This window comes from Reichenbachiella sp., from assembly GCF_033344935.1.
Lineage (GTDB): Bacteria > Bacteroidota > Bacteroidia > Cytophagales > Cyclobacteriaceae > Reichenbachiella.
Map to the genome: position 1 here is coordinate 246,972 of NZ_JAWPMM010000001.1, position 12,089 is coordinate 259,060.

The following is a 12,089-nucleotide window of genomic DNA, read 5'->3' on the forward strand; positions in this document are numbered from 1 at the left end:
CTTACGCCAGGCCTTCCATATTTCACCTTACAATCGCTTCATGTTATCCACTACTTTTTCTTCTACTCTTGCGCCATAAGGATCAATGGCAACGAATAGTGGCTTTTCATCTACAATAATTTTAATCTCAGATTTGTCTTGATTGAAAGCATGTGGCTTTAGGTATAAAACATCCCTTTCATTTTTGATAATGGAAGGATCCTCACTAAAGACACCAATGGTTATTGCTTCATCAATACCAATCGGTTCTTCTTCTCCTTCTGAATTGGTTTCGAAACGATTTACTTGAACCTGAATGGTTATTTCAAATTGACCATTATTTAAGGCCTCCACTTCAGCTTCTTTGATAGACATTTCATAAGTTATCACTCTTTTAAACCAATCATCGATCAGTACTTTTTGGTCAATGGTTGAAACTTCATAGAGTCTTTCCAAGAACATAGGTGTGGTTAATTCAAACGGCTCTTTCCCTCCATGCTCATCAACCAATCCTTTTAAAATCGTATTAATGGTGTTTTCTCCTATGAGTTCTTGCAAACCCAGCATAACCGTGAGCGCTTTTCCATAAACCAAATGACTTTGTCCATCCACCAAATACAATGGTTGTTCCTGATCACCATTGTAAGCTCTTCCATTAAAATACCTACTTCGCGCAGTTTGTGCCAGTTGAATCCATGCACTTTTACCATACACTTGATTCATCACTACTGCCTCTGTATACTTAGCCAATCCTTCAATAAAAAAGCTAGCTCCAGGAGCCACTTTTGGCGCCAAATAATGACCCCACCATTGATGAGCCACTTCGTGTATCGTGCGCTTTGCGACCAGATTAAATTCATCTGCATCTCTAATATCAATCAAATACAGATTGTCCTCCACCATACTGATGACTCCTGGATGCGCAAATCCACCCATTTGCCAATGACTTGGAATTTCTGCTAAGCGCAAATGATCAAAAGGATAGGTCCCAAAATTAGCATTACAATAGGCCAAAGCTTTTTGAACACTAGAACTGATCGAATCAATATTGAAATCATGTTTTGGGAAATAATATTGTTCAAAGTCAATGCCTTCTATTCTTTCTTTTCGTACTTCGTAAGCAGACGAAAAGTAAGCCACTGTTGGCATAACTAATTGATCAGATTTGAAATGAAAGTAGTTCCGATCAGATTCACTCCATTGGTTGATTAAAGTCCCCGTACCAATCGCCATTTCATCTACGCTTGTGGAAATGACCGTTTCATAATTTACTCTTCCAATTTTGTAGTTTTCCTCTGACAAATGTAAATCTGAAACTTCTTCTACCTCTTTGTGCGGCAATCCTCTTTTAGCCCGCTCAAAATTGTCTGAAATTTCCAAACTCTCACGATACTTGAGAACTGGTTCAAAGCTTCTATGCATGATATAAGTGCCATTCTCTACAAGCTCTTGACTGGTTTCATAACCCTTAAACTCTCGGTCAATTTTAAAACTCATTTTTACTTTTTCATTGGGCATGATCGGACTTTCAAATGCATATAAATATGTCCCATAATATTCATCTTGTTCAACCAATTCAGCATTCTCTATTCTAATTTCAGATAAGGGTTCGTTTTCTGTGATGAACAACTGTGTCATGGGCTCTTCCTCTTTATTGATCATGATATAATCGGCTTTGACCAGATAGCGGTGTTCCTTTGGATACAAGTCCACTTCAACTCTCATATCTGTATGATAAAGTCGTGTCAGCGATTCATACTTTTTGAACTTTCTTTCATAACCTTCACGATAATCTAAAGCATCATCCGCTGTAAAGTATTCATTGACCACGTGCGTATTATACCATATCAAACTCCCTATGCCAATAAAAATGGCTAGGCCAAGTGATATCGAAATGCGTTCCCAATTTTTCCAGTTTGACAAAGCATGGCTCAAATGCATTCTCAAATTCGTATCTACTCTTCGTTGCCAAAACTTGAAAGTAAATAAGGTGAGAATTGCAGAAAAAGCCAGCCAAAAAATAGCTTGATGAGCAAACTGTAAGGTTTCAGCCGAATAACCAGTCATATTGGTATACGTTGGAAGTGTTAGATTTCCAGGACGAAGCATCAAATGTTCTACGCCAACTTTTGGAGCTAAAAAACTAAATAGGATCATCATCATCGTGAGCCCCATGCCCAAAAACTTATTTCGCGCGAAGCTTTGAATAAATAATGCGATCAAACAAAAAATGAAAAAGCGTAATCCATAGAAATAAAATAGGGCCAAATATTGAGTAAACTCAATGTCCGAATAGCCCATACTCAATTGAAATCCAATGGATAATAGGATAGAAGAAGCAATCAAAGTCATAGGCAGCGAAATCAACACCAAGAACTTAGATAAGAAAAGCGTCCAATTGGCAACTGGAGTAGCATCTATGATGGTATTGAATCGGAAACTCCTTTCTCGCCAAACCAGTTCTCCACTATAAAAGACAATCATAATAAAGCTGAAAAGGAATAAGGGGTCTACATACAAATCAATCAATAAGTTGGTCAATGGATACCAGCTATCATTATATGCACCTCCATTGTTTATACGTGCAAAACACTCCATGAAAACGATGATCATCCATATCGCCTGAATAGCCAAGAAAGGAAGACTTTTGAATACCGATACCCACTCTAACTTCAGTAGAGAAACAAAAGCGGATCGTTGAGTTTTGGGGCTTATCGAAACCTCTACCGGATTATAACTCTTTTTAATTGATGGTAATTCTTCGACTGTCTCTTGTTTCTTGTTCTTTTGAGTTAATACGCGAAATGAAAAAAGTCGATAAGTGATAAAAAGTACGACGAGAGAAAATCCTATCCATAGGATTCTATTCCACATAAATAGACCTGAAAAGGAAAGTAACTGGTTATTTTTTTGATAGGCCGTCCAATATTGCGTTTGTTCGAAAAAAGCAGCTAAACCAAATGGATCTGCCAAAGCCGCGATTGCCATAGATTCTGGCGATGCTGGAACAGACTGTGCCATCAGTGGTGAGTTTAAAAACATAGAACTCAACATGTACAGCATGTATATAAAAAACGCACTCACGTAAGTCGTGATATTGCTTTTGCTCAATAGAGTCACTGCAAAAATGAGCGCTGAACAATAAAAGATATTAGGAACAACAATCAATAAAAAAGGCTGTATATACCTCATCAGATCAAATGCTGCTATTCTTGAGGGATCAAGATTTGCAAAGTTGATCATAATAGCATACCCAATAAGAAAAGGAACAAATGAAAGCAGGCTGAAAACATACAATCCAGTAAAACGACTGCAAAAATATAAGGCCTTACTTATAGGTGTGCTAAAAACTATATGCTCCATCCCATGTCTTTTATCCCTCAGTACACCACTGATAGATAAAAACATAATAACAAAAACACACCCTAATGAAATTAATCCTGTGTAATAATTAATCTGATATCCAGAATTGAAATTCACGTTTGCAGGAGCAAATCCTTGTCCACCTGTCACCAACCCATAAAACAAAAATATGAATGCAAAAATCATAAACGCTCTCTGCTTCATTTGCAGAAAAGCTTCAAATCGAAGTAATTGACTAAACATGATTATACGTTTTTATTTTGATTGAAAAGGGTGACGAAATACAAGTCTTCCAGATTAGCTTGAATAAGATCAAAGCCTGCTTCAGGTTTTTGATCGGCATAAACACGAATCTGAGTTTCACCAGCGATGAGTTTGGTGGAGATAACACTAAATGCTTTTTTATGGGATTCGAGTTCTGATTTTTTAATCATCTTACTCCAGATTTTTCCATCTAGATTGGATACCAACTCCTTTGGACTGCCTTGAGTAATGATCTTTCCCTCTGCCAGAATAGCCATCTGTGGGCAAAGGTCCCGAACGTCTTCCACGATATGTGTGGACAATATGACAATGACATTCTCACCTATCTCACTCAATAGATTTAGAAATCGATTTCTTTCTTCTGGATCTAATCCAGCTGTCGGTTCATCGACGATGATGATTTGTGGATTAGCCAAAAGCGCCTGAGCAATTCCAAAGCGCTGGCGCATGCCCCCAGAAAAAGTATGAACTGCCTTTTTTCTGTGTTGATACAGATTCACTTGCTGCAGCAAAGCTTCAACCTGCTCTTTTCTTTCTTTTTTATCGACTATTCCTTTCAGAACAGCCATATGATCTAGCAATCGCTCTGCAGATATTTTAGGATACACACCGAACTCTTGAGGCAAATAACCCAATTGTTTTCGGATGACTTCTGGATGTTGGACCAAGTCCATATCATTGAAAGTAATAGTTCCAGAAGTTGGCTCTTGAAGTGCCGCAATGGTTCGCATCAGAGATGATTTTCCAGCACCATTGGATCCGAGCAATCCAAACATACCATTCGTAATTGTCAGAGATACGTCATTGAGTGCCTTGACTCCATTGCCATAAGTCTTTGATAGTTGATTAATTTTAAGCGTGTTCATAAGTCCTGTATTTTGAATTTAGTGCTAACCTAGTAGCTCAAAATCAGACCTTATAATAAAGTTGACGTATCCACCTATTTTGGGGTTAGACAGGTATAAAAACGGCATGTATTACATTCGACTGCATTTAAGACCAGTTCATGTCAAAAATCGGATCGTTTGTCATTTATATTAAATAGTTGGTAGTGAGCTGCGTAATTTTGACTTATGATTGAATTCCTCAAAAAATATAAAGCGTTTGGTATTGGGCTGATCATTGTTCCCTTCTTCTATATACTAGACTATTTGGGCGTCATTATTCTGCCAAGCGAAATGAACACTGACGATATATTCATTTTTGCGATCTGGTGGCTGCTCTTGTCTCTGGTCATCCACAACTTTTCATTTTTTATTCAAAAAAAGAAAACGATGCTGAGGCTTTTTGGTCTCTTGATACTGTTTGTGTTAGTCTTATTGTACGACTCCAATAAAAGCATCCCGGACAATCCTATTACAATATGCTTTCTACTCATTTTTTATTTAGGCTTGGCTTTTACTTTGTTTCCTGGCTTCTTTAAAAAATACCAGTATTATATCTTAGGAGCTTATACGCTCATATCTATTCATTTCACCTATTTAAGATTATCCGCTCCGAATTTTGAATATTATGTCGAGCACGACAAGACTTTTGCACTCTTACTCTTTCTTGTTCCTATTCCGGTTTTGATCATTCTATTTTTTTATGAGCAATGGAAATGGCTAAAGACACTTGAAGCGGACAAATCTCAAGCGGAGTTGGAGTTATTAAAAACTCAAGTCAATCCGCATTTTTTCTTTAATACACTGAACAACCTGTACTCCCTTACCGTCAAACACTCGGATGAAGCACCAAAAGTTATTCTGAAGTTGTCTGAAATGATGCGCTATTCTATCTATGAAGGAAAGAAAGATTGGGTTCCTTTAAAGGACGAAGTAATTTATCTTCAGAATTATCTGGACCTGCATCAAATCAGATATCGGAAAAAAGTAGACATTTCTTTCAATCACCACATCGATGAAAATGATCAGGTAGCTCCACTGCTTTTCATCATCCTATTAGAAAATGCGCTGAAACATGGGGTAGAATCACTATCGGACAACGCTTACATTCGAATCGATTTGTCAAGTGCCAATGGACATCTTAAATTTAGTCTGCAAAATAATTTCGATCCGGCAGAGGTCAGTGAGGCCTCTGGTATTGGACTAAACAACTTGAAACAAAGGCTAAAACTGATCTACCCCAACAAACATACTTTGTCTATCCTTGCAAAGGACGACGTCTTCAGGGTAGAATTAACAGTCGAACACAATGATTAGATATATAATTGTAGATGACGAGCCACTAGCGCATGAGCTAATTGAAGAGTTTTGTGGCATGCTGCCACACCTGGAGCTGGCCAAAAACTGCTACAATGCTCTCGAAGCGATGCAATATCTCAATGAACAAACTGTGGACATCATATTTCTGGATTTGAATATGCCCAAACTCAAAGGGTTTGATTTTTTGCGAACGCTAACTCACCCACCCCAGGTTATCGTTACCACAGCATATCAGGAGTTTGCACTGGAGGGTTATGAGCTAAATGTTGCTGACTATTTGTTGAAGCCGTTCAGTTTTGATCGGCTGGTCAAGGCCATCAACAAAGCCGTAGGACCCAAGCAGGAAGGTTCAATTTCCAACACTCTTTCAACGTCGTCTAATGAAAGGTTCTTTATAAAAGGTGATAAAAAATATCACCAAATCGCAATCGATGACATCTTATTTATCGAAGCTTATGGCAACTATACTAAACTACATTTAAGAGCAGAAGTAATCATTAGTCACGAAAAGATCTCGGAATATGAGTCCTCACTGTCGAATGAACTATTTATTAGAGTACATAAGTCTTTCATGGTTGCCAAAGACAAAATAAACCTAATCGAAGGAAATAGAATCAAAATTCAAAATCATGAGATTCCTGTAGGACAGACCTATCGCGCGATCATCAATAGGCTCTATCTTTAGATGAGCTAGTCCATTGCTTTGAAAGTACTATTCATCAACTCCTTCGTCCAATTATAATAGATCATGGACAGAATCGACTAACTTAAAAGAAAATGAATTGTATACATGATAACTATAGAAAACATCTCTCTTTATAGTATTTCGGCTTTTTATGTTTTCGCCGGAGTCAGTCACTTCATAAGTCCAAAATTCTTCTTGAAGATTATGCCAAAGTGGGTGCCAAGTCCAAAAGTGGTTAATCAAATAGTAGGAGCCATTGAGGTTTTACTTGGTGCAGCTATATTTTTCGATGAAACAAGAACATTAGCGGCATGGGGAATAATTGCTTTGTTGATTGCCGTTTTTCCAGCCAACATTTATCATTATCAATTGGCCAAACAAAAAGGTAAACAAGTGATGGCTACGCTGGTTCGTTTGCCATTGCAAGCATTGCTGATTTACTGGGTATATAGCTTTATATAAATATCTTGATCTGTCACTACAAAATCTTTAATGTATGAACTACCCTTTCATTCAACACAATAAAAGGATAATTGAAGACATTGTGACCAGACAAATTCGATGTTCACTCGTCTCTTGCACTTTACCTTAATAATACATTTATGACAACACTTGATTTTTTTCTAAGTTTAGCTGTAGCAGCAGCATCTGGTATGGTCATTGGTTTCGAAAGACAATGGCAAAACAAATCTGCCGGTCTCAGGACTAATACACTAGTCGCGATGGGAGCCGCTTTGTATGTGTTGTTGTCTGTTCAGCTTACTGAAGAGCAAGGAGATGTCACACGGATCATAGGTCAAGTAGTGACCGGAGTGGGTTTTCTTGGTGCTGGTATCATTTTCAAAGAAGGTGCAAATGTGTATGGACTAACTACAGCAGCTACAGTATGGTGCAGTTCTGCGATCGGTTGTTTTGCGGGTGCAGGATTTTATATGGAAACTCTAATTGCTACTTCCTGCATTATTACGATTCACCTGATTCTAATGCCATTGAATAAATTGCTGAATCGCCGAAAATAACTTATCAATGATGATAAAAGACGAATTTACTCCCTATGAATCTGAGTTTCTTGAATTCAAGAGTGAACTGACTTCATTTATTTTCCGATTGGTTTCGAACCGTGCGCTGGCGGAAGACCTAGTTCACGACACCTATATAAAGATGGTGGACAACATAGATACTTTCCGAAAAGAGTCTTCCTTCAAAACCTGGGTATTTACCATCGCACATAATTTGGCTAAGAATCATTTAGCCAAGCAGAAACGGTGGAGAGAAGATGCCCAGCAGATTAATGCCAAACTGCACATCAACTCTGAAGAGCTATTTGATAAAATGCGGGGTGTTTACAACAGTAATCCAGACAAAGGTTTTGAATTGAAAGAACACATTTCCTACTGTTTCAACTGTATGACTAAAACCTTAGTCGTGGATCAGCAGGTTTGTATTTGGCTAAAGAATGTCTATGATTTCAAGGTTTCGGAAATCATGACTATTACTGGACTCAGCGAAGGAAAAGTGAAACATGCTATTGCCGATGCTCGAAAAAACCTGACGAGAATATTTGACGAGAAATGCGCCTTTGTCAGCCAAAAAGGAACGTGCCACCAATGCTCTTCACTGAAAGGAATTCTAAACCCTGAGCAGAATGAGCAATCCAAAGCCAATCAAATAAAAATGGTCCGAGAAGGTTCCAATCCAGACAAAGAAAAACTCCTAAGCCTGCGTATGGAATTGGTGAAAAACTTAGACCCTTTAGAAAATCCAAGTAGTCATCTTCATTCTTACTTTTTAGAAAACAGCCCAAAATGGGTAGAAATGGCCCTTTCACAAGAAAATTCATAAATAATTGCAATATTTCGTCCGTTTCGTCTCGCTCATTGGTCTAAAGGGAAACGTTATCAAACATCTATTCAATTGAATTATGAAATACTTTACGGAATCCTTTACTAGTTTTTTCAATGAGCTCGCCATCAACAATCAAAAAGAATGGTTTCATGCCAATAAGAAAAGGTATGAATCAGAGGTCAAAAAACCATTCGAGTTTTTCTTGTCACACCTGATTGCAGCCATTCAAAAAGAAGATCCTTCTTTGTCGATTTCTCCAAAGGACTGTATCCTTAGAATCAATCGTGGTTTGAGGTTTTCAAAAGACAAAACCCCTTACAACCTCCACTACTCAGCAGTGGTATCAAACGGTGGACGAAAGGACAAAAGCGTACCGGGTTTATTTTTAAGGTTTACGCCAGAAGAAGTGGGTATCATGGGCGGCGCCTATGTGTTGAACAAGGACCAACTTTTTAATCTTAGGTCAGATATTAAGAAGAACCCTACTACTTTAAAAGTATTGATTCAGGAAGAGAGTTTCAAAGCCAAGTTCGGCACCATTCAGGGAGAAGAAAGTAAAAGAATGCCCGTTGAATTTCAAGAAGCCTCTGAAAAGAACCCATTGCTGCTGAAGAAGCAATTCTATTTTGTGTCTAGACGAGAGTCTACGATGATCACCTCCGACCATTTGCTCGATGAACTGATGGATTACTGGCGTGCGGCTCGACCACTAAATGAATATCTCACTTCAATTATTCACAACTGATGGCCTACGATCAACACCTCGCCGATAGAATTGCCCGCGAACTTCAAGAGCAGGGGGTTTCAGCAGAAGCTAAAAGACTCATGGGTGGTCTTTGTTTTGTCATGAACGAAAAAATGTGTGTAGGCACTAGCATTGACAAAACCAATGGCAAACCCAGACTCATTGCTCGCATTGGAGCTGAAGCCGTACAAGTGGCATTGAAGAACAAAAACTGCCTTCCTTTTCAGCCTGCGGGAAAAGTGATGAAAGATTTTGTTTCCATCTATGAGATGGAAATTGACTCAGACAAAAATCTTTCTCATTGGGTGAAGTTGTCCATTGCATTCAATCATAACCTTGACGAGAAAAAGACTTAACTAAATCTTCATTGCACTATTGACAAATTGAAAGTTTTATCCTTTTCTTTGGCGAAAATTTCTGACACATTTTTTATATTGAACAATCACGTCAGCAGAGAAAAGATGGACAATCAAAATAAACTACGAGTCACTCAAGAATATGAGAAGCTCAGCGATGAATTAAAAGAGCAAATCAAGTTGGTATACCCAGAAGGATATAGCCAACACATTTTCAGTTTCACCAATAAAGAGGGTGGAAAAACAAGTGCCTTGCGGTTTGAAACAGACGAAAAAATCTACTTGATCCGAATGTCCATTTCAGAGGCTGAAAATTTGATTGCCGAAGACGATGATTATGATGATGATGGCAATCTTCGTGACGATGTCAGGGACGACTATGAAGACAAACATTCAGATGCAGATTATTTGTCTGACAATGACAACTACGATGGATAAAAGCATGTTATAAGCTTATGTTCAGTACATTTTAGGTCAAAAATAATTTCTACAAAAAAGTGATCGGAGTGAATTAATATTTAATTTATACTAAATATTAAGAGCAAATCACCGTGGCATCTAAGAAAGAGCTCAAAGCCAAGTACATCGATCACCAGCAGACCTATGAACAGGTTTGCCTTACCGGTAAAGAATTATTGAGAGATGCGCTTCATAACGAGGGCATCGAGCTATTGCATGTCAGTCATCGAGTCAAGTCCTTTGAGTCATTTTACGAAAAAATTTCACGTAAAAAGTACACTGACCCCTATAGCGACACAGAAGATATTTGTGGCTTACGGGTCATTTGTTTTTACATCAATGACCTGCCTAGTGTTGGGGACATCATTGGCCAAACTTTCCAGATACAAAACAGCATTGACAAAATTCAAGAAGCAGAAACAGATCGTTTTGGCTACCGGTCCAATCACTACATTGTAACCTTACCCAACGAACCGGAATACAGCACTTACAGTGGCTACAAAATTGAGGTCCAAACTCGAACGGCTTTGATGCATACCTGGGCGCATATCCAAGGAAAACTGGAATATAAAAAAGCAGAGCACACGCCCAGAATATTCAGAAGAAAGTTGTTTCAATTGAGTGCCCTTTTAGAGCTGGCCGATGAGCAATTTCAAGCACTGAAGCTCGAAAAAAATCTCTTTCGAGCTTCTCTCACTGCCCAATCGACCGAGTTTACACCCACTACTGAGCTCAATATTGATACGTTCATGGCTTTTATGGAACTCTATTTTCCAAATCGCAGAGAAAGCTATCGCTACTCTAAACTATTGATGATCCAGCTGATCAATTGCCAACTGAACTTCTCAGACTTAATTCTGGGGTATAATTCTCTCAAAGATCATCTGGGTGAAATCGAGAAGGATGCGGCTCAAAAATTTTCACGCGAAGAAATGATGAAGGTCATCTTGTCGATAACTAATGAAAGTTATTTTTTATCATTTAAACATGATGAGTTGCTAGCAAAAAATGAGACCATCATTTTGGGTTGGCAAAAAAGAATTCAGTCGTAGCCTCACCATCATTCTGAGAATTTCGTAAACCTTTTTTTACCGAAACGAAACAGAAATTTATGGACTTTCTTTCTACCTTATCTCAGCTCAATTTAGAACTTCCCCAAGTTTCCCAGCCAGGTGGGTCTTACACATCCGTCAACATACGTGGGAACATAGCCTATATTGCCATACAATTTCCAATTTTAAATGGGGAGTACCTTTTTCAAGGAAGACTAGGTGATACTCTCACTAATGAACAAGGCTATCAGGCCATGGAGCTTTGTGCTCTTAATGTACTTGCTCAGATTAACCATAAAGTTGGATTCGAGCATATAGACGGACTCAATCATTTCGATGCGTATTTTCAAGCGGAAGAAGGCTGGGATGATTCTCCTGTTGTTGTAAATGGAGCCTCTGACCTTTTTATAAAGGTGTTAGGTGATAAAGGCACCCATGCGAGAGCTATTTTTGGAGTAGACAAGTTACCTCGAAATTTCTCTGTTGGGCTCACCGCCACCTTTACACTTAATGATTCTGAAAAATGAAAAAATGTAAACTCTACATCGCCACCAGCATTGACGGTTTTATCGCCAGAGCCGATGGCTCGTTGGATTGGTTGGATGCTGTACCCAATCCAGACAAGTTAGACTATGGGTATTATGCCTTTTATGATACTGTCGACACTTTAATCATGGGTCGAAAAACTTATGAGGAAGTGTTGGGGTTTGGCGTCGACTGGCCCTATCCTAATTGCAAAACTTATATTGTCAGTTCCAAAGAGGTTGAAATCAAAACTGAAAACACTTATTTGATTAATGACCCGCTCGAAAGCAAGATTAAAGAATGGCAAAATGAGGAAGGTAAAGACATCTGGGTTGTTGGTGGTGGAGTGCTCATTTCCTCTATGCTCGATCTTGGATTGATAGATGAAATGCTATTGACCATCACACCAGTGATACTGGGAAGTGGGATTCCGCTTTTCCCCAATTCTCCAAAAGAGACCCAATTTGAATTAGTGAAGACAGAAGCTTTCGATACAGGGTTCGTGAACCTCACTTATAAAAGGCACTAATTCTATTACCGCTCATCCTAAAACTGGTCAGCAAATAAGGGAATTTTATCGGTAATTGTTATCTTCTAAATTATTCAGCTAGG

The 12,089-nt window shown here is 38.5% G+C and carries 13 protein-coding genes; 11 read left to right on the forward strand and 2 right to left on the reverse strand.

All coding sequences use genetic code 11. The features are described from left to right. Nucleotides 1-27: 27 nt before the first annotated feature. On the reverse strand, nucleotides 28-3,585 hold the full coding sequence (locus tag R8N23_RS01045; protein ID WP_318169704.1) for an ABC transporter permease/M1 family aminopeptidase: 3,558 nt from the start codon (nucleotides 3,583-3,585) through the stop codon (nucleotides 28-30). A gap of 2 nt (nucleotides 3,586-3,587) precedes the next feature. Beyond that, nucleotides 3,588-4,472, reverse strand: a complete 885-nt coding sequence (locus R8N23_RS01050) for an ABC transporter ATP-binding protein (protein ID WP_318169705.1) — start codon at nucleotides 4,470-4,472, stop codon at nucleotides 3,588-3,590. A 207-nt stretch (nucleotides 4,473-4,679) separates the two neighbouring features. On the opposite strand from R8N23_RS01050, the gene R8N23_RS01055 reads away from it, so the two are divergent. From R8N23_RS01055 to R8N23_RS01105, 11 genes are all read left to right on the forward strand, one after another. Then, the gene (locus tag R8N23_RS01055; RefSeq protein ID WP_318169706.1) at nucleotides 4,680-5,807 is read left to right on the forward strand and encodes a sensor histidine kinase; all 1,128 of its coding nucleotides are present in this window, start codon (nucleotides 4,680-4,682) and stop codon (nucleotides 5,805-5,807) included. Beyond that, on the forward strand, nucleotides 5,800-6,495 hold the full coding sequence (locus R8N23_RS01060; protein WP_318169707.1) for a LytTR family DNA-binding domain-containing protein: 696 nt from the start codon (nucleotides 5,800-5,802) through the stop codon (nucleotides 6,493-6,495). The genes R8N23_RS01055 and R8N23_RS01060 overlap by 8 nt, the downstream gene beginning before the upstream one ends. 105 nt (nucleotides 6,496-6,600) lie before the next feature. Beyond that, a complete protein-coding gene (locus R8N23_RS01065) occupies nucleotides 6,601-6,957 on the forward strand; it encodes a DoxX family protein (protein WP_318169708.1) in 357 nt (118 codons plus the stop codon). Nucleotides 6,958-7,097: 140 nt separating this feature from the next. Further along, complete coding sequence (locus R8N23_RS01070) at nucleotides 7,098-7,514, forward strand: MgtC/SapB family protein (RefSeq protein WP_318169709.1); 417 nt, start codon at nucleotides 7,098-7,100, stop codon at nucleotides 7,512-7,514. A 7-nt stretch (nucleotides 7,515-7,521) separates the two neighbouring features. Then, a complete protein-coding gene (locus tag R8N23_RS01075) occupies nucleotides 7,522-8,337 on the forward strand; it encodes an RNA polymerase sigma factor (protein ID WP_318169710.1) in 816 nt (271 codons plus the stop codon). 79 nt (nucleotides 8,338-8,416) lie between these two features. Further along, entirely contained in the window at nucleotides 8,417-9,085 is a 669-nt protein-coding gene (locus tag R8N23_RS01080) for a DUF2461 domain-containing protein (RefSeq protein WP_318169711.1), read from the forward strand. Next, nucleotides 9,085-9,441, forward strand: a complete 357-nt coding sequence (locus R8N23_RS01085; protein ID WP_318169712.1) for a TfoX/Sxy family protein — start codon at nucleotides 9,085-9,087, stop codon at nucleotides 9,439-9,441. Before R8N23_RS01080 ends, R8N23_RS01085 begins: the two co-directional genes overlap by 1 nt. Before the next feature lie 105 nt (nucleotides 9,442-9,546). Next, entirely contained in the window at nucleotides 9,547-9,879 is a 333-nt protein-coding gene (locus R8N23_RS01090) for a hypothetical protein (protein ID WP_318169713.1), read from the forward strand. A gap of 113 nt (nucleotides 9,880-9,992) precedes the next feature. Further along, on the forward strand, nucleotides 9,993-10,952 hold the full coding sequence (locus R8N23_RS01095; protein ID WP_318169714.1) for a hypothetical protein: 960 nt from the start codon (nucleotides 9,993-9,995) through the stop codon (nucleotides 10,950-10,952). 59 nt (nucleotides 10,953-11,011) lie between these two features. Beyond that, entirely contained in the window at nucleotides 11,012-11,479 is a 468-nt protein-coding gene (locus R8N23_RS01100; RefSeq protein ID WP_318169715.1) for a RidA family protein, read from the forward strand. Continuing rightward, nucleotides 11,476-12,006: a dihydrofolate reductase family protein gene (locus R8N23_RS01105; RefSeq protein ID WP_318169716.1), complete on the forward strand. Its 531-nt coding sequence runs from the start codon at nucleotides 11,476-11,478 to the stop codon at nucleotides 12,004-12,006. The genes R8N23_RS01100 and R8N23_RS01105 overlap by 4 nt, the downstream gene beginning before the upstream one ends. The last annotated feature ends 83 nt before the right edge of the window (nucleotides 12,007-12,089 follow it).

Excerpts from the sequence above, each read along its gene's own strand:
- R8N23_RS01045 (WP_318169704.1), bottom strand. The coding sequence starts at position 3,585 with ATGTTTAGTCAATTACTTCGATTTGAAGCTTTTCTGCAAATGAAGCAG.
- R8N23_RS01050 (WP_318169705.1), bottom strand. The coding sequence starts at position 4,472 with ATGAACACGCTTAAAATTAATCAACTATCAAAGACTTATGGCAATGGA.
- R8N23_RS01055 (WP_318169706.1), top strand. The coding sequence starts at position 4,680 with ATGATTGAATTCCTCAAAAAATATAAAGCGTTTGGTATTGGGCTGATC.
- R8N23_RS01060 (WP_318169707.1), top strand. The coding sequence starts at position 5,800 with ATGATTAGATATATAATTGTAGATGACGAGCCACTAGCGCATGAGCTA.
- R8N23_RS01065 (WP_318169708.1), top strand. The coding sequence starts at position 6,601 with ATGATAACTATAGAAAACATCTCTCTTTATAGTATTTCGGCTTTTTAT.
- R8N23_RS01070 (WP_318169709.1), top strand. The coding sequence starts at position 7,098 with ATGACAACACTTGATTTTTTTCTAAGTTTAGCTGTAGCAGCAGCATCT.
- R8N23_RS01075 (WP_318169710.1), top strand. The coding sequence starts at position 7,522 with ATGATGATAAAAGACGAATTTACTCCCTATGAATCTGAGTTTCTTGAA.
- R8N23_RS01080 (WP_318169711.1), top strand. The coding sequence starts at position 8,417 with ATGAAATACTTTACGGAATCCTTTACTAGTTTTTTCAATGAGCTCGCC.
- R8N23_RS01085 (WP_318169712.1), top strand. The coding sequence starts at position 9,085 with ATGGCCTACGATCAACACCTCGCCGATAGAATTGCCCGCGAACTTCAA.
- R8N23_RS01090 (WP_318169713.1), top strand. The coding sequence starts at position 9,547 with ATGGACAATCAAAATAAACTACGAGTCACTCAAGAATATGAGAAGCTC.
- R8N23_RS01100 (WP_318169715.1), top strand. The coding sequence starts at position 11,012 with ATGGACTTTCTTTCTACCTTATCTCAGCTCAATTTAGAACTTCCCCAA.
- R8N23_RS01105 (WP_318169716.1), top strand. The coding sequence starts at position 11,476 with ATGAAAAAATGTAAACTCTACATCGCCACCAGCATTGACGGTTTTATC.